Annotated in this window: 20 protein-coding genes; 10 read left to right on the top strand and 10 right to left on the bottom strand. The window is 62.2% G+C overall.

Translation table 11 applies throughout. From position 1 onward, the window contains the following. Nucleotide 1: 1 nt before the first annotated feature. The 4 genes from glgA (at nucleotide 2) to B5E41_RS23175 (ending at nucleotide 5,649) form a co-directional block, all read left to right on the top strand. A complete protein-coding gene (gene glgA / locus B5E41_RS23190; protein WP_088396223.1) occupies nucleotides 2-1,444 on the top strand; it encodes a glycogen synthase GlgA in 1,443 nt (480 codons plus the stop codon). A gap of 6 nt (nucleotides 1,445-1,450) precedes the next feature. After that, nucleotides 1,451-3,082: an alpha-D-glucose phosphate-specific phosphoglucomutase gene (locus B5E41_RS23185; RefSeq protein WP_088396222.1), complete on the top strand. Its 1,632-nt coding sequence runs from the start codon at nucleotides 1,451-1,453 to the stop codon at nucleotides 3,080-3,082. Nucleotides 3,083-3,094: 12 nt separating this feature from the next. Further along, nucleotides 3,095-5,071: a glycogen debranching protein GlgX gene (glgX, locus tag B5E41_RS23180; protein WP_088396221.1), complete on the top strand. Its 1,977-nt coding sequence runs from the start codon at nucleotides 3,095-3,097 to the stop codon at nucleotides 5,069-5,071. A gap of 89 nt (nucleotides 5,072-5,160) precedes the next feature. Continuing rightward, complete coding sequence (locus tag B5E41_RS23175; protein ID WP_088396251.1) at nucleotides 5,161-5,649, top strand: MaoC family dehydratase; 489 nt, start codon at nucleotides 5,161-5,163, stop codon at nucleotides 5,647-5,649. 146 nt (nucleotides 5,650-5,795) lie between these two features. Here the strand turns inward: B5E41_RS23175 and B5E41_RS23170 are convergent, their stop codons facing one another. From B5E41_RS23170 to B5E41_RS23155, 4 genes are all read right to left on the bottom strand, one after another. Beyond that, nucleotides 5,796-6,344, bottom strand: coding sequence for a sarcosine oxidase subunit gamma (locus tag B5E41_RS23170; protein ID WP_088396220.1), 549 nt, complete (start codon nucleotides 6,342-6,344; stop codon nucleotides 5,796-5,798). Further along, entirely contained in the window at nucleotides 6,337-9,330 is a 2,994-nt protein-coding gene (locus tag B5E41_RS23165) for a sarcosine oxidase subunit alpha (RefSeq protein WP_088396219.1), read from the bottom strand. Before B5E41_RS23165 ends, B5E41_RS23170 begins: the two co-directional genes overlap by 8 nt. Continuing rightward, nucleotides 9,327-9,668 carry a sarcosine oxidase subunit delta gene (locus B5E41_RS23160; protein ID WP_064804970.1) on the bottom strand — a complete coding sequence of 114 codons (342 nt, stop codon included), beginning with the start codon at nucleotides 9,666-9,668 and terminating at the stop codon, nucleotides 9,327-9,329. Before B5E41_RS23160 ends, B5E41_RS23165 begins: the two co-directional genes overlap by 4 nt. A gap of 109 nt (nucleotides 9,669-9,777) precedes the next feature. Further along, the gene (locus tag B5E41_RS23155) at nucleotides 9,778-11,031 is read right to left on the bottom strand and encodes a sarcosine oxidase subunit beta family protein (protein WP_011426818.1); all 1,254 of its coding nucleotides are present in this window, start codon (nucleotides 11,029-11,031) and stop codon (nucleotides 9,778-9,780) included. A gap of 315 nt (nucleotides 11,032-11,346) precedes the next feature. On the opposite strand from B5E41_RS23155, the gene B5E41_RS23150 reads away from it, so the two are divergent. Next, entirely contained in the window at nucleotides 11,347-12,378 is a 1,032-nt protein-coding gene (locus tag B5E41_RS23150) for a FecR family protein (RefSeq protein WP_088396250.1), read from the top strand. A gap of 6 nt (nucleotides 12,379-12,384) precedes the next feature. Here B5E41_RS23150 and B5E41_RS23145 read toward each other — a convergent pair whose 3' ends face one another. Continuing rightward, a complete protein-coding gene (locus B5E41_RS23145) occupies nucleotides 12,385-14,556 on the bottom strand; it encodes a CHASE2 domain-containing protein (protein WP_088396249.1) in 2,172 nt (723 codons plus the stop codon). A gap of 331 nt (nucleotides 14,557-14,887) precedes the next feature. Between B5E41_RS23145 and B5E41_RS23135 the strand changes: the two genes are divergently transcribed. The 5 genes from B5E41_RS23135 to B5E41_RS23115 all read left to right on the top strand — a co-directional run bounded on the left by B5E41_RS23135 (nucleotide 14,888) and on the right by B5E41_RS23115 (nucleotide 20,421). Continuing rightward, nucleotides 14,888-16,438, top strand: a complete 1,551-nt coding sequence (locus B5E41_RS23135; protein WP_245303136.1) for an adenylate/guanylate cyclase domain-containing protein — start codon at nucleotides 14,888-14,890, stop codon at nucleotides 16,436-16,438. 155 nt (nucleotides 16,439-16,593) lie between these two features. Further along, nucleotides 16,594-16,806 (top strand): 30S ribosomal protein S21, encoded by a 213-nt coding sequence (rpsU, locus tag B5E41_RS23130; RefSeq protein ID WP_003585885.1) that lies wholly within the window; start codon nucleotides 16,594-16,596, stop codon nucleotides 16,804-16,806. Nucleotides 16,807-16,940: 134 nt separating this feature from the next. Beyond that, complete coding sequence (locus tag B5E41_RS23125; RefSeq protein WP_088396216.1) at nucleotides 16,941-17,801, top strand: tetratricopeptide repeat protein; 861 nt, start codon at nucleotides 16,941-16,943, stop codon at nucleotides 17,799-17,801. Between the two features lie 425 nt (nucleotides 17,802-18,226). Further along, on the top strand, nucleotides 18,227-19,879 hold the full coding sequence (locus tag B5E41_RS23120; protein ID WP_088396215.1) for a sensor histidine kinase: 1,653 nt from the start codon (nucleotides 18,227-18,229) through the stop codon (nucleotides 19,877-19,879). A gap of 59 nt (nucleotides 19,880-19,938) precedes the next feature. After that, nucleotides 19,939-20,421, top strand: a complete 483-nt coding sequence (locus tag B5E41_RS23115; protein ID WP_088396214.1) for a DUF992 domain-containing protein — start codon at nucleotides 19,939-19,941, stop codon at nucleotides 20,419-20,421. A 32-nt stretch (nucleotides 20,422-20,453) separates the two neighbouring features. Here the strand turns inward: B5E41_RS23115 and B5E41_RS23110 are convergent, their stop codons facing one another. The 5 genes from B5E41_RS23110 to B5E41_RS23090 form a co-directional block, all read right to left on the bottom strand. Then, nucleotides 20,454-21,848 carry an NAD(P)(+) transhydrogenase (Re/Si-specific) subunit beta gene (locus B5E41_RS23110; protein ID WP_088396213.1) on the bottom strand — a complete coding sequence of 465 codons (1,395 nt, stop codon included), beginning with the start codon at nucleotides 21,846-21,848 and terminating at the stop codon, nucleotides 20,454-20,456. A gap of 7 nt (nucleotides 21,849-21,855) precedes the next feature. Continuing rightward, on the bottom strand, nucleotides 21,856-22,254 hold the full coding sequence (locus tag B5E41_RS23105) for a proton-translocating transhydrogenase family protein (RefSeq protein ID WP_003582338.1): 399 nt from the start codon (nucleotides 22,252-22,254) through the stop codon (nucleotides 21,856-21,858). Further along, on the bottom strand, nucleotides 22,254-23,402 hold the full coding sequence (locus B5E41_RS23100; protein WP_088396212.1) for a Re/Si-specific NAD(P)(+) transhydrogenase subunit alpha: 1,149 nt from the start codon (nucleotides 23,400-23,402) through the stop codon (nucleotides 22,254-22,256). Before B5E41_RS23100 ends, B5E41_RS23105 begins: the two co-directional genes overlap by 1 nt. Nucleotides 23,403-23,607: 205 nt before the next feature. Beyond that, on the bottom strand, nucleotides 23,608-23,832 hold the full coding sequence (locus tag B5E41_RS23095) for an aa3-type cytochrome c oxidase subunit IV (RefSeq protein WP_011426827.1): 225 nt from the start codon (nucleotides 23,830-23,832) through the stop codon (nucleotides 23,608-23,610). Nucleotides 23,833-24,055: 223 nt separating this feature from the next. Next, the gene (locus tag B5E41_RS23090) at nucleotides 24,056-24,808 is read right to left on the bottom strand and encodes an N-acyl amino acid synthase FeeM domain-containing protein (protein WP_064811354.1); all 753 of its coding nucleotides are present in this window, start codon (nucleotides 24,806-24,808) and stop codon (nucleotides 24,056-24,058) included. Nucleotides 24,809-24,891: the final 83 nt, after the last annotated feature.

The following is a 24,891-nucleotide window of genomic DNA, read 5'->3' as shown; positions in this document are numbered from 1 at the left end:
TATGAAAGTTCTTTCGGTTTCGTCCGAAGTCTTCCCTCTGATCAAGACAGGGGGCTTGGCCGATGTGTCCGGCGCCCTGCCCATTACTCTGAAAGACTTCGGGGTCGAGACCAAGACCCTCCTGCCCGGCTACCCCGCCGTCATGAAGGTCATTCGCGACCCTGTCGTCAGGCTCGAATTCGCGGACCTGCTCGGTGAGCGAGCGACCGTGCTCGAGGCTGAACACGAGGGCCTCGATCTGCTCGTCCTCGACGCGCCCGCTTATTACGACCGGCCGGGCGGTCCCTATCTTGATCCGCTTGGCAAGGATTATCCCGACAATTGGCGCCGTTTCGCCGCCCTGTCGCTCGCCGCTTCCGAGATCGCCGCCGGTCTGCTGCCCGGCTGGCGGCCGGATCTCGTCCACACGCACGATTGGCAGGCGGCGCTGACATCCGTCTACATGCGCTATTATCCAACCCCGGAACTGCCGAGCGTGCTGACCATTCACAACATTGCCTTCCAGGGCCAGTTCGGTTCCGAGATTTTTCCCGGCCTGCGCCTGCCCGATCATGCCTTCGCCGTCGATGGCATCGAATATTACGGCACGGTCGGCTTCCTCAAGGGCGGCCTGCAGACCGCACATGCGGTCACGACCGTCAGCCCGACCTATGCCGACGAAATCCTGACGCCGGAATTCGGCATGGGGCTCGAAGGCGTCATCGCCACCCGCATCGACGATTTGCATGGAATCGTCAACGGCATCGACACCGATGTCTGGAACCCGGCGACCGATCCCGTCGTCCACACCCATTATGGCCCGACAACGCTGAAGAGCCGTGAGGAAAACCGCCGCTCGATCGCCGAGTTCTTCCACCTCGACAATGACGATGCGCCGATCTTCTGCGTCATCAGCCGCCTCACCTGGCAGAAGGGCATGGATATCGTCGCCAACGTCGCCGACCAGATCGTCGCCATGGGCGGCAAGCTCGTCGTGCTCGGTTCCGGCGAAGCCGCACTTGAAGGCGCGCTGCTTGCCTCCGCCAGCCGTCATCCCGGCCGGATCGGTGTCTCGATCGGCTATAACGAGCCGATGTCGCATCTGATGCAGGCCGGCTGCGACGCGATCATCATCCCGTCGCGCTTCGAGCCCTGCGGCCTGACCCAGCTTTACGCCCTGCGTTATGGCTGCGTGCCGATCGTCGCGCGCACCGGCGGGCTGAATGACACGGTGATCGACGCCAATCACGCCGCACTTGCGGCGAAAGTGGCAACCGGCATACAATTCTCACCCGTGACCGAAACGGGCATGCTACAGGCAATCCGCCGTGCGATGCATTTTTACGCGGACCGAAAACTCTGGACCCAATTGCAAAAGCAAGGCATGAAATCGGATGTCTCCTGGGAGAAGAGCGCCGAACGCTACGCTGCCCTCTATTCAAGCCTCGTCTCGAAAGGCATGTGACCTAAAATGATCAAGTCCGTACCCACCACGCCCTATCTGGACCAGAAACCCGGCACGTCGGGTCTGCGTAAGAAGGTTCCGGTCTTCCAGCAGCCGAACTATGCGGAGAATTTCATCCAGTCGATCTTCGATTCGCTGGAAGGCTATCAGGGCAAGTGCCTCGTCATCGGCGGTGACGGACGTTACTACAATCGCGAAGTCATCCAGAAGGCGATCAAGATGGCCGCCGCCAACGGTTTCGGCAAGGTCATGGTCGGCAAGGGCGGCATTCTGTCGACGCCGGCCGCGTCCCACATCATCCGCAAGTACAAGGCCTTCGGCGGCATCATTCTGTCGGCCAGCCACAATCCCGGCGGGCCGACCGAAGACTTCGGCATCAAATACAACATCAACAATGGCGGCCCGGCGCCGGAGAAGATCACCGACGCGATCTATGCGCGCTCCAAGACGATCGACAGCTACAAGATCGCCGATTTCGCCGACGTCAATCTCGACCGCATAGGCAAGGACGAGCTTCCCGGCGGCATGATCCTCTCGGTTATCGACCCGGTCGAGGACTATGCCGCGCTGATGGAAGAACTGTTCGATTTCGGCGCCATCCGCAATCTGATCAGCCTCGGTTTCCGCATCGCTTTCGATGGCATGAGCGCCGTCACCGGCCCCTACGCCAAGGAGATCTTCGAAAATCGCCTCGGCGCTCCCTTGGGTTCGGTTCGCAACTTCATGCCGCTGCCGGATTTCGGCGGTCATCATCCCGATCCGAACCCGGTTCACTGCAAGGAACTCTTCGATGAGATGATGGGAGAGGACGCGCCCGATTTCGGCGCCGCGTCCGACGGTGACGGCGACCGCAACCTCATTATCGGCCGGGGCATCTTCGTCACCCCCTCCGATAGTCTGGCGATCCTTGCCGCCAACGCCAATCTCGCCCCCGGCTATTCCGGCGGCCTCGCCGGCATCGCCCGGTCGATGCCGACATCGGGCGCGGCCGACCGCGTTGCCGAAAAACGCGGCATCGGCATGTATGAGACGCCGACCGGCTGGAAGTTCTTCGGCAACCTGCTCGACGCCGGCATGGCGACGATCTGCGGTGAAGAAAGCTCCGGCACCGGTTCCAATCATGTCCGTGAGAAGGATGGCCTCTGGGCCGTGCTGCTGTGGCTGAACATCCTTGCCGTGCGCGGCGAGAGCGTCGCCGACATCGTCACTCAGCACTGGCAGACCTACGGCCGCAACTATTACTCGCGCCACGACTATGAAGGCCTGGACACCAGCGCGGCGAACGACTTGATGGACAATCTCCGCAGCCAGCTCTCCACCCTGCCCGGCAAGAGCTTCGGCAGCTTGAAGGTCGAGAAGGCCGATGATTTCGCCTATCATGATCCGATCGACAAATCGGTCAGCGAGCATCAGGGCATCCGCGTGCTCTTCGAAGGCGGCTCCCGCGTCGTCTTCCGCCTGTCGGGCACCGGCACGTCTGGCGCAACCTTGCGCGTCTATATCGAGCGCTACGAGCCGGATTCGACTCGTCACAACATCGAAACGCAGGAAGCGCTCGCCGACTTGATTGCGGCCGCCGAAAGCATTGCCAGCATTGGTGTGCGCACGGGACGCGATGAGCCAACCGTGATCACCTGATCCGGGGGGGACATGCGGGACAGCAATTCGGCGCGGGGCGCGATCGTCTTCGAGACCGGCGTCGAATTTGCCGTGTGGTCGCATCATGCCGCGCAGATCGAACTCTGCCTCTTCGAAAATGACGGCAACCGGGAATTCGCGCGCCTGCCGATGGCCCGCGATGGCAACCATACCCATCGCCTGTTCGTCGACGGCCTCGGGCAAGGCGCTCGTTACGGCTATCGCGCCGACGGCATCTATGCGCCCGACAACGGCCTCTGGTTCGACCCGTCCAAACTGCTGATCGATCCCTACGCCAAGGAAATCGACCGGCCGTTCCGCTACGATCCCCGCCTCGGCCTCTATGGCGAGGACAGCCAGGACCTGATGCCGAAGGCGATCGTCACCACCGATACCCCAGCCGCAATCGGCAAGCCGCTCTTCAAACCGGGCGGTTTTATCTATGAAGTGGCGGTGCGGCCTTTCACCATTCTTCACCCTGATGTGCCGGAGGCCGAGCGCGGTACCGTCGCAGCCCTTGCCCATCCATCGGTGATCGCGCATCTGAAGCGGATCGGGGTCGATGCCGTCGAACTGATGCCGATCACCGCCTGGATCGATGAGCGCCACTTGCCGCCGCTCGGTCTCACCAACGGCTGGGGCTACAACCCCGTCGGTTTGATGGCGCTCGATCCGCGAATTGTCCCCGGCGGCATGGCCGAACTGCGCAAGACCGTTGCCGCGCTCCACGTCGAAGGCATCGCCGTCATCCTCGATCTCGTCTTCAACCATACCGGCGAGAGCGATCGTTATGGCGCGACGCTGTCGCTGCGCGGCCTCGACAACTTGTCTTATTACCGCCACGCCCCAAACAGCCCCGGCGAACTCATCAATGATACCGGCACCGGCAACACGATCGCCTGCGACCATCCCGAGGTCAGGCGCCTCGTCATCGACAGCCTGCGCCATTTCGTGCTCAACGCCGGCGTCGATGGTTTCCGCTTCGATCTCGCCCCGGTGCTGGGCCGCACCGCGAGCGGCTTCGAGCGCGATGGGGGAACGCTCGCCGCGATCCTCGCCGATGATGTGCTCGCCGACCGCATCATGATCGCCGAACCCTGGGATATCGGCCCGGGTGGTTACCAGATCGGCAATTTCCCCAGCCCCTTCCTCGAATGGAACGACAGGGTTCGCGACGATCTGCGCTGCTACTGGCGTGGCGACCATTGGAAGACCGGCTCGCTCGCAACGGCGCTTGCCGGTTCCTCCGACATCTTCTCCCGCAATGACGGCAAAGGGACGCGCAGCGTCAATTTCCTCGCCGCCCATGACGGCTTCACGCTGATCGACCTCGTCTCCTATGCCGGCAAGCACAATGACGCCAACGGCGAGCACAATCGGGACGGCCACAACGAGAACCATTCCTGGAACAATGGCGTCGAGGGCGAGACCCTCTATCCCACCATTCGCAAGCGCCGGATCAATGACGTGATGGCCCTGATATCAACGCTCTTTGCCAGTCGCGGCAGCATCATGCTGACGGCGGGTGACGAGGGCGGCCGCAGCCAGCACGGCAACAACAATGCCTATTGCCAGGACAATGAGATCACCTGGCTGGACTGGAAGGCGCTGAACGAGGATCTTATCGCCCATACCGCTTTCGTCGCAGGATTGCGCCGCCGCTTCACTGTTTTTTCCGAAACAGGTTTCCTCTCCGGCAATGGCGATGTCGAATGGATCTCGCTCTCCGGCGAACCGATGACCGTTGCCGAATGGGAGACGCAGTCGCTCTCGACCCTCGGCATGCTGCTCGGCACCGGCGACCGCGCCTCGCGCGGCAGAAAAACCCGGCTTGCCGTGCTTTTCAATCGCTCGGAGAGTCGCCAGCTCTTTACGCTTCCGTCGGAAAACGAGCCGGGCTGGCGCCAACTGACGCCGGAGGGAGCGAAGAAGGCCGACGCCCGCGTGACCATCGAGCCACGCTCGGTCGCCTTTTTCGTAGAAAAATGACCGCCTTCCCCCACTCATGCAAATCCTTGTCGAAATCGTCATAAATGCACGATAAGGCTTTGCCCGGCGGCTTTTCTCACGAGGAATTCATGGTCACGGAAATTTCACTCTCCGACGTGCGGGGATTGATCGGCATGGAAACGGGTCTTTCGGATTGGATCACCGTCGACCAGACAATGATCGACGCCTTTGCGGGGGCGACCGACGACCATCAGTTCATTCATGTCGATCCCGAGCGCGCGGCATCCGAAAGCCCCTTCGGCGGCACCATTGCCCATGGTTTCCTGACGCTGTCCCTGCTGTCGGCGATGAACTACAATTGCCTGCCGAAAGTGCGCGAGCAGACCATGGGCATCAACTACGGCTTCGACCGCGTCCGCTTCATGACGCCGGTCAAGAGCGGCGCCCGGGTGCGCGGCCGCTTCCTGCTCTCCGACGCCCGCTTCCGCGGCGGCGGCATGCTGATGACCACCTACGACGTGACGATCGAAATCGAAAACGAGAAGAAGCCGGCGCTGACGGCAAAATGGATCACCATCATCCAGTTCGATCCGAAGGACCGCCCGGAAGACGCGTAGGCAAGAGCCGCTTTCCTACCCGCTCGGATTGACGACGGCTTCCCCGCATCCATCACGGATGCCACACATTGGTACGAAATGGGCCGCAACGGTCAGTTGCGGCCCTGAAAATTTCATCTGGTTCTTAAGCAACCGGCCTTAAAGCCTCAATGGCCGGCATCTTCCGCCGCCTCGGCCAAGAGCCCGAAGACGTAATCGGAAAACGACCGCCAGCACTCCACCCGGAACGTGTCTTCTTCCGTGCGAAAAAGCACGATCTCTGCCTTGCCGAAAACGGTCCGCGAGGCGGCGCCGACCGGAAAGGAAGACAGCGACAGATCCTGCGGGCAGCCGGCCGCAAGCGTGGCCTCCGCACCCGGCCCAGAAACGATGACCCCCACGTTGCGGTGGGAAACGTCTGTCGCGGAATGCAGCGCGCCGGCGCTGGAACATGCCGCCATCAGATCGCCGCCCGCTTCGTCGATCAACAGCCACTCGTCCGGTCCGATCCAGAGCGCCGAGCGCGCACCGGCGCGGCCGGACGTTTTCGGAGCGGTCGGCACAGACAGGCCGAGAGCCAAAGAAAGTGCTTTGAGCGACCCTGCGGGCGCGCGCAGCGCCACTCGGCTTGCAGGCGGTGCGACGGCCAGACGCACGGTGGCGGAGCCGCCGAGACGGCCGGCCAACGCCGGTTTGCGAATTGCGACATCAGCCATGAATGCGGCCTCCTTCCTTGTCAAAGAACACCAGGTCCGTCACTTCGACAGCGATTGTCCGGTCCGGCATCGGCACATAAAGCGTCTCGCCCATTCGCGCCCGGCCGCCGGCGACCAGCGCGAAGGCGATCGACCTGCCGCAATTTTCCGACCAATAGGCCGATGTGACGTGGCCGAGCATCGTCATCGGCTTCGGCTCGTTCGGGCTCGCGACGACCTGCGCGCCTTCTTCGAGCACCAGCTTCGGATCCTTGGTGACAAGGCCGACGAGCTGCTTGCGCCCCTCCTTGACGAGGTCCGGCCGCTGCAGCCCGCGAATGCCGACGAAGTCCTTCTTCTTCTTCGAAACGGCCCAGGCAACGCCCGCATCGTCAGGGGTCACGGTCCCGTCCGTATCCTGGCCGACGATGATATAGCCCTTCTCGGCGCGCAGAACGTGCATCGTCTCCGTGCCGTAGACGCAGGCGCCGAGCGGTTCGGCATTAGCCCAGACCGCCTCGAGCACCGACTGGCCGTAATCGGCCGGCACGTTGATTTCGAAACCGATTTCACCGGTGAAGGACACGCGGAAGAGCCGCGCCGGTACGCCGCAGACCGTGCACTCGGCAACGCTCATATGCGGGAAGCCCTCATTCGAAAGATCCACCCCTTCGACGAGAGGCTCGACGATCGCGCGCGCCTTCGGCCCCTGCACGGCGATGACAGCCCATTGTTCGGTCACCGAGGTCAGCCACACCTTCAGATCCGGGAATTCCGTCTGCAGGTAATCCTCCATATGGTGGAGAACCCGCGGCGCACCGCCTGTTGTCGTCGTCACATGGAACCGATCCTCAGCCAGGCGACCGACGACTCCGTCGTCATAAACGAAGCCGTCCTCACGCGTCATGATGCCATAGCGAGCCTTGCCGGGCTTCAGCGTGTCCCAGGCATTGGTGTAGATGAGATTGAGGAATTTCGCCGCGTCCGGGCCCACCACCTCGATCTTGCCGAGCGTCGAGGCGTCGAAGATGCCTGCCGACTCGCGGGCCGTCCGGCACTCGCGCGCAACCGCCTGATGCATGGTCTCGCCCGAGCGCGGATAGAACCAGGCGCGCTTCCAGTTGCCGACATCCTCGAAAACAGCGCCATGCGCTTCTTCCCAGCCGTGCAGCGGCGTCTTGCGCGTCGGATCGAACAGCTTTCCGCGCGAATGGCCGATCAGCGTACCATAGGTCACCGGCGTGTAGGGCGCGCGGAAGGTGGTGAGACCGACCCGCGGGATTTCCTTGCCGAGCATTTCCGCGGCAATCGCCAGGCCATGCATGTTGGAAAGCTTGCCCTGGTCCGAGGCCATGCCATTGGTCGTGAACCGCTTGATATGCTCGATCGAGTGCATGCCTTCGCGCACGGCAAGGCGGATATCCTTGGCGCAGACATCGTGCTGGAAATCGATGAAGGCCTTGGCGTTCGTCTTCGGCCCGGCGCCTTCGGCGGCGCCGATCATCCCGCCCGTCCAGTCATAGGGCTGCTCGGCCGAGATCGTGATTTTCCCGCCGCCGCTCTTGCCGGCGGCCTGCGCCATCAGTTCGCCGGCGGCAAGCGATTCCTCGACCGTCCGCTGCAAGTCGTCGGTGCCGTTGCAGGCGCCGACCGACAGGCAATCCTGCGCATAGGTGCCGGGCAGGAAGCGCTGGCTTTCCGCATCGAAGGCCACCTTGCCGCGCGACTGCGAGAACAGATGCACGGATGGTGTCCAGCCGGCCGAAACCAGAAGCGCATCGACCGCGATCTTGCGTGGCGAGCCGCCGCCGTTGCGCGCCACCGTCATCGATGAGATGCGCAGCCGCCCTGCCGTGTTGACGACCGACTGGCCTGTGAGAACATCGATGCCGAGCGAACGCGCCTCTGCCAGCACCGCAGCTCCCGGCGCCTGCCTGCAATCGACGATGGCGGCGATCGAAACGCCGGCCCGTTTCAGATCGAAGGCCGCCTCATAGGCGGAGTCATGCGCAGTGTAGATGCCGACATTGCTTCCGACAGCAACGCCGTAATGATTGAGATACATCCGCCCCGCCGAAGCCAGCATGATGCCGGGCCGGTCGTTGTTCGGAAATACCATATGCCGCTCGATCGCGCCGTTGGCGAGGATCACCCGCTTGGCGCGGACCTGCCACAGCCGCTCGCGCGGCAGATCGCTCGATGGTTTGGCGATATGATCGGTGACGCGTTCGGCAAGGCCGACGAAATTGTGGTTGTAGTAGCCGAAGGCGGTCGTGCGGATGAGCACTTCGACATTGTCCATCGCCTTCAACCGCGCCACGGTTTTCTGCGCCCAGGCGTAACCATCCTGTCCGTCGATCCTGACGCCGGCATCGTAGCGCAGCGCACCGCCGGCTTCCGCCTGCTCGTCGCAAAGGATCACCTTCGCGCCGGTCTCGGCCGCGGCCAGCGCGGCCGAAAGCCCGGCAACACCGGCGCCGACCACCAGCACGTCGCAATGGACGTAGCGGCTGGCATAATGGTCCGGATCCTCCTCCGTCGGCGCGACGCCGAGACCGGCAGCGCGGCGAATGAACGGCTCGTAGACGTGTTTCCAGGCGGAGCGCGGCCACATGAAGGTCTTGTAGTAGAAGCCGGCGGCGAAGAACGGCGACATCAGATTGTTGACCGCACCGACATCGAAGGCCAGCAAGGGCCAGCGGTTCTGCGACTGGACGATCATGCCGTCGAAGATTTCCTGCACCGTGGCGCGCACGTTCGGCTGCTTGCGCGCCTTGTCGCGGGCGACGTCAATCAGTGCGTTCGGCTCCTCGGCCCCTGCGGACAGAATACCGCGGGCCCGGTGGTATTTGAACGAACGGCCGACAAGATGAATGCCGTTGGCGATCAGCGCCGAGGCGACGGTATCGCCTTCGAGCGCGGTATAGCTCGTGCCGTCGAAGCTGAAGCGCGCGGTCTTTGCAGGCGTCAGACGCCCCTTGCCGGCGATACGATTTGCGCCGCTCATTGCGCCTCTCCTTCCACGGCTTCATAGGTCTCGACAGGCCCGTGCTGTTCGGCCTCGGCACCGATCCGCGGCTTCGGCTCGCCTGCCTTATAGGTCATGATGAACTTGTCGCTCACCGTATCACGCGCCGCGTTGAAGAAGCGGCCGCAGCCGTGAATATGCCGCCAGCGCTCGAAGATCAGCCCCTTCGGGTTGTCGCGCAGAAAGAAATACTCTTCGAATTCCTCGTCCGAGATCGAGGCGATATCGGCCGGCCGCACGATATGCGCGTCACCCGCGCCGCGGAATTCGAGCTCGGAACGCTCTTCCTGACAATAAGGGCAATGGATCAGCAGCATGTGAGTTTTCCTTCTCCTCCCCTTCTCCCCAGCAGGGAGAAGGTGCTTTCAAGGCGGACGAGGGCGTGAATAACGAAAGAAGCGAGCATCTGAGCGAACACGTTCATCATCAGTGCGCCACCGCCGCAGCCGCCGCTTCATCGATCAGCCGGCCGCTGCGGAAGCGTTCCAGCGTAAGGCCGGCATTGAACTTGTGCGCTTCATCGCGGGCGATCAGATGCGCAAAGAGGTTGGCCGAGCCTGGCGTCGCCTTGAAGCCGCCGGTGCCCCAGCCGCAATTGACGTAAAGCCCCGGAACCGGCGTCTTCGACTGGATCGCCGAACGGTCCGGCGTATTGTCGACGATGCCGCCCCATTGCCGCATCATCTTGACGCGCCGGAACATCGGGAAGAGTTCGCAGATGGCGTCGAGCGTATGCGTGATGATCTGCAACCCGCCGGTCTGGGAATAGGAATTATACTGGTCGGTGCCGGCGCCGATGACGAGCTCGCCCTTGTCGGACTGCGAGATATAGGCATGCACCGTGTTCGACATGACGACGCAGGGGAAGATCGGCTTCAACGGTTCGGAAACCAGCGCCTGCAGTGGGCTCGACTGTAGCGGCACGCGCACATCCGCCATCTTCATGATTGTCGATGTATGGCCCGCGGCCGATACGCCGACCTTTCTGGCGCCGATGAAGCCGCGCGAGGTCTCGACCCCTGTCACCCGTCCGTCCGGACCGCGCCGGATGCCGGTCACTTCGCAGTTCTGGATGATGTGCACGCCTCGATCGGAGGCTGCCCGCGCATATCCCCAGGCTACCGCATCGTGCCGCGCCGTGCCGCCGCGGCGCTGCAGCGCCGCACCATTGATCGGATAGCGCGCGCTGGCAGAGATGTCGAGCGGCGGACAATAGGCCTTCGCCTGCTCCGGCGTCAGCCATTCATTGTCGATGCCGTAGAGCCGGTTGGCGTGGATGTGTCGCTTGAACGACTGCTGGTCGTGAATATTGTGCGAAAGCATCATCACGCCGCGCGGCGAATACATCACATTGTAATTGAGCTCCTGTGAAAGCCCTTCCCAGAGCTTCATCGAATGCTCGTAAATGTGCATGCTCTCTTCATAGAGATAATTCGAACGGATGATGGTGGTATTGCGCCCGGTATTGCCGCCGCCGAGCCAGCCCTTCTCGATCACCGCCACATTGGTGATGCCGTGTTCCTTGGCAAGATAATAGGCGGCTCCCAAGCCATGTCCGCCAGCGCCGATGATAACGACGTCGTACTCGGCGCGCGGTTCCGGCGAAGTCCACTGCTTCTCCCAACCTCTGTGGCCGCGAAGGGCCTCCCGCGCCACGGCAAAAACCGAATATTTCCGCATCCGCCTTCTTCTCCTTCGGGCAAGGGCTGTTCTCGCGCCCATACAAATCGCAAATCCAATTGCGGCACAACGGCTCTTTTGCGACGCGCGAGAGCTTCGCTTTTGACACTGAACGACATCGTGTCGAAAACTGCGCAATTTCCGATGGTGTCAAGCGCCGCTTCCCAAACCCAAACGAATATCATCCTGCAGGATCTTGCGAAGGTCCGCGCTTCCAGCTGGCGGCAGGGCTGCCCCTAACCCAAGAGGGCGAACAGACAAGAAGTTGCCGAGATGTTAATTTTTCCCCCTTGCCGGGATTGGTGTATCATGTGCATGCGGGGGCGGCTTTTATTATTCCAGGCGCTATTTCTTACGCTTTGCGGCGTCGGGCTGGCTGCTGCCGCCGAGCCGGTCGGCCAGGCTGTCGTCATCAAGACCGAGGTAACGGGACAAGCCGGCCCCATCGAAGTCAATACAAGCGTTCATCGCGACGAACGCATCAAGACATCGCAGTCGGGGCTCGGCCAGTTTGTATTTAGGGACGGCACCAAGCTTGCGGTCGGCTGGGGTTCCTCCGTCGTCATCGACAGATATGTTTTCGACGATTCTCAATCTGTCAGGCAACTCACCATCAAGGCCGCCAAGGGGACCTTCCGCTGGGTCAGCGGCAATTCCAAATCCTCGGCCTATCAAATCCTGACTCCGGCAGGCACGATCGGCGTGCGCGGCACCGCATTCGATTTTTATGTCGGCCCAGACGGCACCACCGCCGTCGTCCTCTTGAACGGCGCGGCCCGCTTCTGCGGCTCCGGCGGCTGCCGGCAGCTACAGCAACGCTGCGACTGCGTCGTGGCCAAGCCGAATGGCGATATGACGTCAGCCCGCCGGGTGGATCGTGACGTCCTCCAGAGCCTTGGAAACCAGCGCGCCCTGCCCTTCCTCTCCGGTAACCAGCGGCTTTCGGGTGGCCTCGGCATGCTCGGCGGATGCAACATGGCTTCGCTGTTGCCGGAAAGGAGCGATCGAAACCGGCCGCCGCCGGCAGTTGCACCCGCTCCGCAAAGGCAGGATCCGCCACAGAGACAGGCCGAGCCGCAAAAGGAGCGACCGCACAGGCCCGACATGCCGCACCACGACATGCCGCACCACGACAAGCCGCACCACGACAAGCCTCATCATGATAAGCCGGATAGACCCGATAAGCATGAAGGCCATGGCCGGCACGACGACGACGGCAAGCCGGGAAATCACGGCCTGGATCATCGAGAGCACGACCACCACCATGATGGAGATGGCGATCGTGATGATGATCATGACAACGATCGGAACCACCACAGGGGCCGCGATTTCAATCGCGGTCGCTGAGGCCAGTCAGTCGGCGGCGCTTTTTTCGACCGCCTCCGGCACTTCGCGAAAATGATCGGTCCTGCCCGATATACGCTGGTAGAATTCGGTCAGACCGCCGAGCACGTGCGCAGCACTGTGCTTTGCCGCGCCGATAAGCTTCCGGCTGTTCCGCGAATGCGATTGCAGGGCCTGCATAAGTTGCTTGTGAAGGACCTCGAGCGCGGCGAATTCCTGGGACGCTGCGACGCGTTCATCGCCGATGACCGCAAGAATCTGCGTCCGGCTGCTCTTTCCCTTGAGCGAGAGGGCGCCGGCCTCGATCACCGCCATTCCCTGCACTGAGCGTGCCGTGCTGTCGGAGATGAGGATATCGAAGCCTATCTCCTTGCAGGACGACTCGATGCGAGCTGCGACGTTGACCGCATCTCCGACCGCCGAATAGTTGAAGCGGGTCTTGGCGCCCATATTGCCGACGCAAGCAACGCCGGTATGGATGCCGATGCCGATGCCGACCTCCTGATCGGGTCCGAAGCCGAAGGCGTCGCTGGCGTTCAGTTCGGCGAGTGTCTCGCGCATGGCGAGCGCCGTGCGAACCGCCTTGATTTCGTGATCCGCAACATCAACCGGCGCATTCCAGAATGCCATGATCGAATCGCCGATAAACTTATCAAGAGTACCTTCGTTAGCCACGACATGACGGCTCAGCGCGTCGAGCAATGTATTCAGGAAGGCAACGACATCAGTCGGCGCCAGCCGTTCGCTGATCTCGGTGAAGTTCCTGACGTCCACGAACATCACCGTCAGCTCCCGGTCATCTCCACCGAGGCGCAAGGCATCGCGGTTATGCTCGATGCGATGGAGCAGTGACGGAGAAAGATAATGTCCGAAGGCGCGCCGCACCTCGCGCCTTTCTCGGTCGATCACCAGAATGCGGAACGAGGTTGCCGCAAAATGGGTGATCGATCCGCTGATGATCGGAGCCAACGGATCGAGAAGAAGCCCCGCATAGAGGAAGGAGAACCAGGAGGCCACGAGCGCCATTGCGGTAATGAGCAGGCCGCAGACCAATGCGACGGCTGGACTGACGAAGGTTGTCACCACGACGAGCAGGCATCCGAGCACCGCGATCGTGAGGATTTCCAGCCCGTCCGCCCAATCGGGCCGCGACAGGAAACGGCCGGAGAGAATTTGTTCGACGGCCTGCGCATGCATCGAAACGCCGGGAACATTCTCGCCGAGCGCCGTGACACGGATGTCCTGCAGGCCTGCCGCCGAGGTGCCGACGAAGACGATGCTTCCGTCAATGGCGGCAGAGATATCGGGAGAGGCGCCTCCGGCGGCGAGCACCTTGCGGGCGGAGATATAGCGCTCGGCCCGGTCGGGGCTGACATAGAGCCAGAATTCGCCCGCCGCCGTCAGCGGCACGACGAAATCGCCGATCTTTGCCGATGCCATCACGCCGGCGCGATCGGGCGCGCCGGCCAATACATACGTCGATACACCCTGCGCGACGCGCAGCGCCTCGACCGCGAGATTGGGATAGAGCTGCACGCCGTCGGTCAGGAACAACGGCACCGCCCGCACCACCGGCGAAGGATTGCCGGGATTGAGGCTGATGTGGCCGAGCCCTGCAGCATTGGCTTCCAATTGCGGCCTGAGCGGCGTCGATGCGGCGAGGTAGGGCGGAGCCGAGACGGGGCTTTCCCCGGTGAAAGCAAAGCCCGCCTTGACAGGGGGCCGGTAACCGCCCTCGTTGGAAAGCCCGAAGCCGAGCACGACGGGTTTGCCGGAGATCGAGCGGGCAAAGATCTCGTCATTGTCGGGAAACTTCTCGGCCAGCGATGGATCAACCCCCGCGACCTCGCGCACCACGTTGCGCGGCGACAGCCGGTCCGGCTCCGAAAAGAGGACATCGAAGGCGATGGCCGCCGCGCCCATGTCAGAAAGCCGGTCCACCAGCAGAGCCAACCGATCCCGTGGCCACGGCCATTGACCGAATTCACGCAACGACGCCTCGTCGATATCGATCACGCGGACCGGCATGGGTTCGAATGTTCTCGGAAGCAGGCGCTGATACTCGTCGAAGGTCACGCCCCGGATCAGCTTGAAGATCCCGGGATCGTCTGCCCGCAGCATCGTCAGGGCAGCCACGATCACCAGGCCGATAACGACACCGATTTGCTGCACGCGCGTCATCATCCCAACCGGTGTCCCCCTGCCGACCGACAGGCTACGCCGCTTTCTATCCGAACGCCATTCGCCCATGCGCTTGCGGCGCTTCTTTTCGCTTTCCAGCCTCTCGCTTCCCGCCGGTCGGCGCAACGGCGCCTTCAAATTCGGCGACGCCGTCAGTTCGGCCACGCTTTTGCTTGGACGGCATGGCTTCGATCTTGCCGGGCGCGCGGTGAAATGTTCTTGTAACGGCGCGAAGCGCGAATGCTTTTAGATGGAAGAGTGAGGGGCTCCCGTGATTTCCGAAACCGCCGTGCGCCGCAGCGGCTATTGGCTGATAGTCGTCGTGCTGGCGATGCTTGCAGGACTGCCGCTTGCCGTCTGGCTCGACATCAGCGATCTCTCGGGAAATACCTTGCGGCGACAGGCGCGTGATATGAGTTCGCTGATCTCGAGCATTCGCTCCTATTATTCGGCGAACGTCGTCGGACGGGTTTTGGCCGCGCATGCCAGCGGTGCGACCGCCGGCACGGTCGTCTCCCACAACTACGCCAACATTCCAGGCGCCATCCCGCTGCCGGCAACACTTTCGCTGGAGCTCGGCGACGTCATCAAGGAACAGCAGGCCAATATTACCTACCGTTTCGTCTCCGATCTGCCGTTCAAGAGCCGAGCATCCCACGAGCTCGATGACTTCGAGAGACAAGCGCTCGCGGCGCTGCGAGCCAATCCACAACAGACGCTGAACGACCTCACCCGTGTCGGACTGACCGATACCCTGCGGTTCATCACCCCTGTCGTCATGGGCCAGGCCTGCGTTGCCTGCCACAACAGCCACCCGGAAAGCCCGAAGACCGATTGGAAGGTGGGCGATGTGCGCGGCATTCAGGAAGTGATCATCCGGCAACCCTATGCGAGCAACGTCTTCGCCTTCAAATACCTGCTCTGCTATTTTCTGTTTGTCGCCATCATCGGCCTCAGCTTCATTCTGCTGCAGCGACAGCAGGCGCGCGCGATCCATAACGCCAACCAGGACCTGGAAGCTGCCAACGAATTCCTCGCCAGCGTCTCGCTGAAGATTTCACGCTACCTCTCGCCGCAGATCTACAAGAGCATTTTCAGCGGGCAGAAGGACGTGGTGGTCCATACCGAGCGCAAGCGCCTGACGATCTTCTTCTCCGACATCAAGGATTTCACCGCGACCACCGAGCGGCTGCAGCCGGAAGCGCTGACGGAGATGCTCAACGAATATCTGACCGAAATGTCGAACATTGCACTCGCCCATGGGGGCACGGTGGACAAGTTCATCGGCGACGCCATGCTGGTCTTCTTCGGCGACCCGGAAACGAAGGGCCCGGAGGAGGATGCGAAAGCCTGCCTGCGCATGGCCGTCGACATGCAGCGCCGTCTCGGCGAACTGAAGGACAGATGGCGCAGAAACGGCACCGAAGAGCCTTTCGTCGTGCGCATGGGAATCAACAGCGGTTATTGCAACGTCGGCAATTTCGGCAGCAGCGACCGCATGGACTATACGATCATCGGCGCGGAGGCCAATCTCGCCGCCCGCCTGCAATCGATCGCCCAGGGCGGAGAGATCGTCATCAGCTACGAAACCTATGCGCTGGTCGACGAGATCGTCGATGCCCATCCGCTGCCGCCGATCACGATGAAGGGCATACAGCGCGAGATCGTGCCCTATGCTGTGGACGGGCTGACGCTCGGCGCGGACCATAAGAGCCGCGTTCTGAGCGAACATCTCGCCGGCCTCGACCTGCATCTGGATATAAGCCGGGTCGAGCCTGCCGACCGCCTTCGGGTCAGGACGGCGCTCAAGGAGGCGATTGCAGCTCTGGATGAAGCCCTGCCGGAGTCGGCGCGATCGAGACAGGATACCGGGCAGGCGTGATTTTTCCGCCTGCCTCCCATATCCGTCTGGACTTCCCCGACCCGATCTGCTATCCCGCATCACCAATCGCAAGGCTGCGGCCGCGCGAACGTTATTTTTTTGCCCCTGGCGCTGCGCCGCCTCAGGCATCAACCAACCAAAGGAACGTGATTCTCGTGCAGGTACTTGTCCGCGATAACAATGTCGATCAGGCTCTCCGCGCTCTCAAGAAGAAGATGCAGCGCGAAGGCATTTTCCGCGAAATGAAGATGCGCGACTACTACGAGAAGCCGTCGCAGAAGCGTGCTCGCGAAAAGGCCGAGGCTGTTCGCCGCGTTCGCAAGCTGGCCCGCAAGCGCGCCCAGCGCGAAGGCCTGGTCGCACGCTAAGCGTTGCCGTCGTTTTTTCGACGTTTTCAGATGCATTGTGGCGGGGGCGATTGGTTCGCCGCCGCCTTTTTAGTTTGCCGCTGAAGATCGCATATCCCAATATCGGATATGCCGCATGGGGAAAGCGAGCCCGAATGGCTGTTACCACCTTCAATCCGTCCCGCGCCTTGCAGAAAACCGCATTGCTGCCCGCTATGGCGCTGGCCGCCATGTTCGGCCTTGCCGGCTGCGAAACGACCAATACCACGGACGCCGTGATCCGCATCGACAAGGCGCAGGGTTCGGAAGAGAACATCGCCTCGCTGACGGCGGTTATCAACGCCAACCCCCGGGATCCCGAAGGCTATAATGTCCGCGGCTCCGCTTACGGCCGCGGCGGCCAGTTCCGTCCGGCGCTGAACGATTTCAACACGGCGCTGCAGATCAATCCGCGCTTCTTCCAGGCCTATGCCAACCGCGCCCTAGTCTATCGCAACATGGGTCAGCAGGCCCAGGCGATTGCCGACTATAACGCCGCGTTGCAGATCAATCCGAGCTACGACGTCGCCTATATCGGCCGCGGCAATGTCTATCGCATGGCCGGCCAGGACGATGCAGCTTTCAATGATTTCAGCAAGGCGATCCAGCTCGGCACGACGGATGGCCGCGCCTATCACAATCGTGGCCTGATCTACCAGAAGCGCAATCAGCAAGACAAGGCCATCGACGATTTCTCGAAGGCCATCTCGCTCTCGCCGAATTCGCCCGAGCCCTATAATGGCCGCGGCATCTCCTACATCGCGCTGAATGACGACGACAACGCGTTTGCCGATTTCAATCACGCGATCGATCTCAACGGCAACATCGCCGAATCCTGGGCCAACCAGGCTCTTGTCTACGAACGCCGCGGCGACAAGGCCAAGGCTGCCCGCTCCTATCGCCATGCGGTCGGGCTTGACCCGAAATACCAGCCGGCCCGCGATGGTCTTGCCCGAGTCGGCGCTCCAGCCGGCTAAGGATGTGAATTGGGGCGGCCGGAACATCGGATGCCCCAGAACCTCGGCATTGCAAGAAATCTCCTGCAAACCGCTTAATCGGTGACCGGCCCGGTGCGCGCGCAGCAACCGACAGCGGGAGCGCGCCGTCACGAAGGCGGGCGCATCGCTTTGAAAAGAGGGGCGGAAAACCCGCCGCGGTCTTCGATGGCATGTGATACGGTGTTGCAACCAGCTTTTGCTCCCCCTAACATGCGGATGCTTCGATAGCCCGCTATCGGGGTATGCGAAAACACGTTGAGGGCGGTTTGCGAGAGATGCGGATCTTTGCTTTCCTGACCGCAGACGAAAACTGTTGCGGACAGCGCGCACAGCAGCGCCGCGCGTCTTTCAGGACGCACAAAGGACGCGGCGATACCGGGACTTGTAGCGGCGGCGCGCAATAAATGAAGATCGTCGCACTGTTTTTTCCTAAAGCTTCGATCGGCACCTATCTGGTCGCCATGGCGGTGGCGATTGCGCTGCCGATCTTCGCCTTCGTGGCGCTGCTTCTGCTGCAGCTGGAGGACAACCAGCGCTCGACGCTGAAGCGCGAGACGGCGCAGGACGCGCTTGCCCTTTCGCGCATCATCGATCGCCAGCTTCAGGACATGGCGACGACGTTGCGGCTGCTGTCGAGCTCCCCGGAGCTCGAAAACGGCGACCTCGCCTCCTTTCACGAACGCACGGAAACGGCTCTGCGGAACAATGCGCTCTATGTCCTCGCCGTCGACCGCAATGGTCAGCAACTGCTGAACACGCGCCGGCCTTTCGGCACTCCGCTCGGAAAGACGGCAAACATCCCCGCCCTCGATGCCGCAATGAAATCCGGCCAAATCGAGGCGTCCGATGTTTTTCGCGGCAGAACCAGCGGCGAGTGGGTCTACAACGTCACTTTACCAAGAGAGGGCGATCCTGTCGCCGCCCTCATCATCACCCAGGACGCCAGTGATCTCGGCCGGCTGGTGACGACCCAGGGTCTTGCCCCCGGTTGGTCGGCCGCCGTTCTCGACCAAAGCGGCCACGTCGTCGTTGCCGCAGGTCCCGCCGCCCTCAAGCCCGGCACCCCCTTCGATCCGCGCATCCTGCCGGCGCTTGGTTTTTCCCGAGGGGTCTTCGAAGATAAGTCGATCCTGCCGCACATGCTTCTCGGTTATGCACAAATTCCCGGCTGGTCTTGGAAGACGGTGATCTGGGGGCCGGTGGCGCAGGCTTCGATTCTCAGCACCTGGCGTTTCCTCATCATCGGCGGCGTCGCGCTCGTACTCGTCGCGGTGCTGGCCGCCTATGCCGTCGCGAGACAGGTCCGCACCACCATCCGCGAGATCGCCGACATGGCGAACCGCATGGGCAAGGGCCATATCGTCTCACCCGTTGAAACGAGCGTCATCGAGGCGAACCAGGTGGCGATCGCTCTTTCGAATGCCTCATTCGATCGCAGCCAGACCGAAGACCGGTTGCGCTTCGTCATGCATGAACTCGTCCACCGCACCAAGAACCTTCTCACGCTTGCTCAGGCCATGATGCGCCAGCTCGCCAAACAGGCCGACAGCGTCGAAACCTTTCAAGCCGCCGTCGCCGATCGCCTTGAGGGGCTGGTGCGTTCGATCGAGCTTCTGACCAGCGAGCAATGGGGAGGCGTGTCGCTCCGGCGGGTCGTTGACATCCATCTGCAGGCCTTCCCGCAATCGCACGAACAGATCGAAATCACCGGCAATGATTTCGTCCTGAAGCCGGATGCAGTGCAGAATCTCGGCCTTGCCCTGCATGAGCTCGCCACCAATTCTGTGAAATATGGTGCGCTCTCCGTCCCCCAGGGCCGCGTCCGCTTCGACTGGCACGATGTCAGGGACGAAGACAAGTCGGATGCCCTGCTCCGCTTCACTTGGGAAGAGCGCGGCGGCCCGCCGGTCACAGAGCCCTCGCGCTCCGGCTTCGGCACGACCGTCATCAAGGCGCATGCCGCTTCCGCCTTCCGAGGCACGGTTCAGGTCGATTTCCGGCCCGAAGGCCTGTTATGGGTGCTGATAGCCCACCGCGCCGCGCTGGAGCGGGAATAACCCAGGAACAATCGCCACCGCAACCCGTTTCGAACAGGTCGTTTCCAAGGAGAAGGACCATGTTCAAGCAAACGATGATCGCCGCCGCGGCATTGGCGGCCGCTGCCTTGGCAAGCCCGGCGAGTGCGGAAAGTTATGTGACGCTTGGCCGTCTGGTCTGCGGATCGGATGGCGGTCAGGGCCTGATCGTCACCTCGCAGAAGAACCTTATCTGCACCTATACGCCGGCATCCGGCGGCGCCAAGGCCGTCTATGCCGGAAAAATCGAGAAGTTCGGCCTCGACATCGGCCAGACGGGCAAGAGCGTGATGATCTGGCAGGTCCTGGCAAAGACCGGCACCGATATGCCGCAATTCGCCCTTGCCGGCGAATATTACGGTGTCGGCGCCGATGCGAGCATCGGTGCGGGCGCCGGCGCCAAAGTGATCGCCGGCGGCACCAATAAGGCTTTCATGCTGCAGCCGCTGAATGTCCAGGCGCAGGAAGGGCTGAACCTGGCGATCGGCGTCGAGAAGATGACGCTGGCGCCGGGCGAGATATGAGAAAAGCCGCCCAAAAAGGGCGGCTCATCGGCTCAATGCGCGATCGCCTTATTAATGTCTTCGGTCATTTTCTTGGCGTCGCCGAGCAGCATCATCGTGCCGTCCTTGTAGAACAGCGTGTTGTCGATGCCGGCATAACCCGAACCAAGCGAGCGCTTGACGAACAGGCAGGTCTTCGCCCGATCGACGTCGAGGATCGGCATGCCGTAGATCGGCGAGGTCTTGTCGTCGCGCGCCGCTGGATTGGTGACGTCATTGGCGCCGATGACATAGGCGACATCGGCCTGGGCGAACTCCGAATTGATGTCTTCGAGCTCGAAGACCTCGTCATAGGGAACATTGGCTTCGGCCAGCAGCACATTCATATGGCCGGGCATGCGGCCTGCGACCGGGTGGATCGCATATTTCACCTCGACGCCGTTCTTCTTCAGATTGTCGGCAAGTTCGCGCAGCGCATGCTGAGCCTGGGCGACCGCCATGCCATAACCCGGCACGATGACGACCTTCGAGGCATTCGCCATCAGATAGGCCGCATCCTCGGCGGAGCCGAGCTTGACCGTCTTGTCTGATGTGTCCGGCCCGCCGGATGCCGTCTCGCCGCCGAAACCGCCGAGAATGACCGAGACGAAGGACCGGTTCATGCCCTTGCACATGATGTAGGAGAGGATGGCGCCGGAGGAGCCGACGAGCGCGCCGGTGATGATCAGCGCCAGATTGCCGAGGGTGAAGCCGATGCCGGCCGCAGCCCAGCCGGAATAGGAGTTCAGCATGGAGACAACGACGGGCATGTCGGCGCCGCCGATCGGCACGATCAGCAGGACACCGAGCGCCAGCGACAGCGCCACGACGGCCCAGAAGTCGAAATGGCTTTCGGTAGCGGCAAGGCCGATGATGAAGAGCACGATCAGCGCCAGCAGGGTTGCATTGATCAAATGCCGGTAGGGCAGCAGGATGGGCTTGCCGGACATGCGCCCGTCGAGCTTCAGGAAGGCGATGATCGAGCCGGTGAAGGTGAGCGCCCCGATCGCGACGCCCAGCGCCATTTCGATGCGCGCCTCGGTATGGATATGACCGATCTCGCCGATGCCGAAGGAGGCGGGCGTATAAAGCGCGGAGGCAGCGACCAGCACGGCGGCAAGCCCGACCAGCGAATGGAAGCCGGCGACGAGCTGCGGCATCGAGGTCATGGCGATGGTGCGAGCGACATAGGCGCCGGCGCTGCCGCCGATGGCAAGGCCGAGGATGATCAGCACGAGGCCGCCGAAGTTCGGGGTCGCCAACACCAGCGTCGTCAGGATGGCGATCCCCATGCCGATCATGCCGTAGAGATTGCCCTTGCGGCTGGTGGCCGGATGCGACAGGCCGCGCAGCGCCAGGATGAAGAGCACGCCGGAAACGAGGTAGAGGAAAGCTGCGATATTGGTCATCGATCCCTCACCGGTCCTTCTTGCGGTACATCGAAAGCATGCGCTGCGTGACCAGGAAGCCGCCGAAGATGTTGACCGAGACCAGCACCAGGGCAACGAAGCCGAAGCCGGTCGCAAGCCCGCTCGTGGAGATGCCGACCGCCAGAAGCGCGCCGACGACGATGACCGAGGAGATCGCGTTGGTCACCGCCATCAGCGGCGTATGCAGCGCCGGCGTCACTGACCAGACGACGTAATAGCCGACGAAAATCGACAAGACGAAGATCGCCAGCTGGAAGACGAAGGGATCGATCGCCCCGCCCGTTGCCGCACTTGCCGCTTCGGGGGCATGCGCGGCTGCGGTGGCGACGGCCGTCACGGCGTCGTTCAACTGCTGCAGCGCTCTGTCCATTGCTTCACTGGCCATCACATGTCTCCCTTCTTCGCGCCGCCGAAGGCGGGATGCACCACGTCGCCGGCATAGGTCAGCATCGTTGCCTTGACGAGCTCGTCATCGAGGTTGACGACGACCGCCTTCGTTTCCTTGTTGACCATCGTCTCGAGGAAGGTGACGAGGTTCTTGGCGTAAAGCGCCGAGGCGCTGGCCGCGACCCGGCCCGGCATATTGGCGAAGCCGATCACGCTGACGCCTTCGACATCCGCGATCTCGCCGGCAACGACGCCCTCGATATTGCCGCCGCGCTCGACCGCGAGGTCGACGGCGACCGCACCCGGCTTCATCGAGGAAAGCATGGCGCGCGAAACGAGCCGCGGCGCCGGCCGGCCGGGAATGAGAGCGGTGGTGATGACGATATCCTGCTTGGCGATGTGTTCGGCGACGAGCGCCGCCTGCTTCGCCTGATAATCGGCCGACATTTCCTTGGCATAACCGCCGGCCGTTTCCGCCGCCTTGAACTCCTCGTCCTCGACGGCTATGAACTTGGCGCCGAGCGAGGCAACCTGCTCCTTGACGGCCGGGCGAACGTCGGTGGCCGAGACCGCAGCACCGAGGCGCCGCGCCGTGGCGATCGCCTGCAGCCCGGCGACGCCGGCACCCATGACGAAGACCTTGGCAGCCGGCACGGTGCCTGCCGCCGTCATCATCATCGGCATGGCGCGGTCATAGACCGCGGCCGCCTCGATGACGGCCTGGTAGCCGGCGAGATTGGCCTGAGAGGAGAGCACGTCCATCGACTGGGCGCGGGTGATGCGCGGCATCAGCTCGATGGCGAAAGCCGAAAGCCCGGCACTTGCGAGTGCGGCAATCGCCTCGTCATTGCCGTAGGGGTCCATGATCGCGATGACAACAGCGCCGCTCTTATAGCCCGCGATTTCCGATGGGCTCGGGCGGCGCACCTTCAGCACCACGTCGGCGGAGGCTGCATCGGCAAAACTGCCGATCCTGGCGCCTACGGCCTCGAACTCAGCGTCCGGAATGCGCGAAGCCGCACCGGCGCCGGCCTCGACGATGACGTCGAACCCGAACCCCTTCATCTTCTTCACGGTCTCGGCGGAGGCCGCGACACGCGCCTCCCCGTCCGTGACTTCCTTTGCAACGAAAACAATATTGCCCAACTGCCCCCTCCTCCGGGTCAGCCAGACCGCCGCAGGCTCGCCTGCGCAGGCCAAGCATCTCATTCGGAAGGCTTCGGAGAAGCCTCCCCTCCCCTTAGAGCGCCTGCGTCCCCCCGGACGCACAAAGACGCTCCAACTCCTGAATAGACATATCGTGTTTGCCGAAAATCGATTGCGATTTTCAGAGCCGATGCGCCAGCCGCGATCAGCGGAACAGGAAGATGCCGGCGGCGAGAAGAACGATGAAGACGAAGAGGCCACCGAGGAGGCCGGCGCCGCCGAAGAAACCGGCGGTCATCGCGAGCAGGAGAACAACGAGAAGCATCGTGCCGTATTTCGTGCCGGCAATGAACATGTTGTAGGTCTGCTCATGTTCCTTGTAATCCATCGGCGCGCCGGTCTCGACCGGTCCGGTATGATGTTCGGCCATAAATATCGTCTCCCTGAAATGCTTTTGCGCTGCCTGATTCCCTCTTAGGCCGAGGGAAGTCCCTGCCTGCAGGAATTACACAATGACAGGCGAAAGCGCAATGCATGAGAATGCCGCAGCCGCGGTTCCAAATCACCTTCTTCCGCAAGGAAAAATGTGAGGGCGCCGGCTGCGGATCTTGTCACGGCTGCATAACCTCTCCTCATTCGCAGAGCAGGAGAAATTACAGCGGCAGGTCGGTGCCGAGTTCACCTTGCGGCACGAAGCGCGCCGTCGGGATGATGGTAAGCGGCGGCAGCGTATCGTGGGGAGTGCGCGAAAACATCATGCGCTGTTCGCTGGCGCTGGAGATGAAGAAGGGATAGCGCGTCAATAGCTTGCGCCCGACCTCCACCACATTCGTCGCCATCAGCGTCACATCAACCCCGTAACTCTCCGCCAGTCGGCCGGGCACGATGGTATCGGCATAGAAGACCCGCTTGTAGAAGGCGGCATGCGGGGGCCGGACGGACTGAATGACGCGGTCAGCCCGGAAATACGCTGCCGCGACGATGGCGGGTCTCAGCGTGAGATAGGGAACCCATGGCATGTTGGCGGTGAGCTCCGGATCGGCCGCGAAACGCGCCGGATCGATCAAGGTCAGCCCGGCGTCCAAAAGCTCATCCATCGCCTCGGGAAAGGCCTCTCCGGACCGGCTGATACGATGCTCCGGCGTCACGTAATGAATTCGGATCGTACTGACCAGTTCGCCATAATAGTAGAGACCGAAGATATAGGCATGGCTGTCGAAATCGACATCGTCCAATAGGCCTTCCGGGGCAAGCGACAGCGCGCCGTGGGCCTTGTAGGCCTTGTAGCGCAGCCGCTCCACCTCCTCCATGTCTTCGCTGCTTTCGACACGGCGATATTCGACATGATCCAGAATTTCCAAGATTTTCGTACTGAAATCACTACGCGTGAACAGTGTGTCTGACATATTTTGATCCACTCGTTAACGGATCATTAATCATACAGCAGCGAAATTTAGGCAAGGAAATCCGGTAATTCGGACCGTTTATA

Origin of the sequence: Rhizobium esperanzae (assembly GCF_002204185.1) — a bacterium.
Taxonomy (GTDB): domain Bacteria; phylum Pseudomonadota; class Alphaproteobacteria; order Rhizobiales; family Rhizobiaceae; genus Rhizobium; species Rhizobium esperanzae.
Note: the sequence above shows the minus strand (reverse complement) of the source record. Positions and strands in the feature narration are given on the sequence as shown.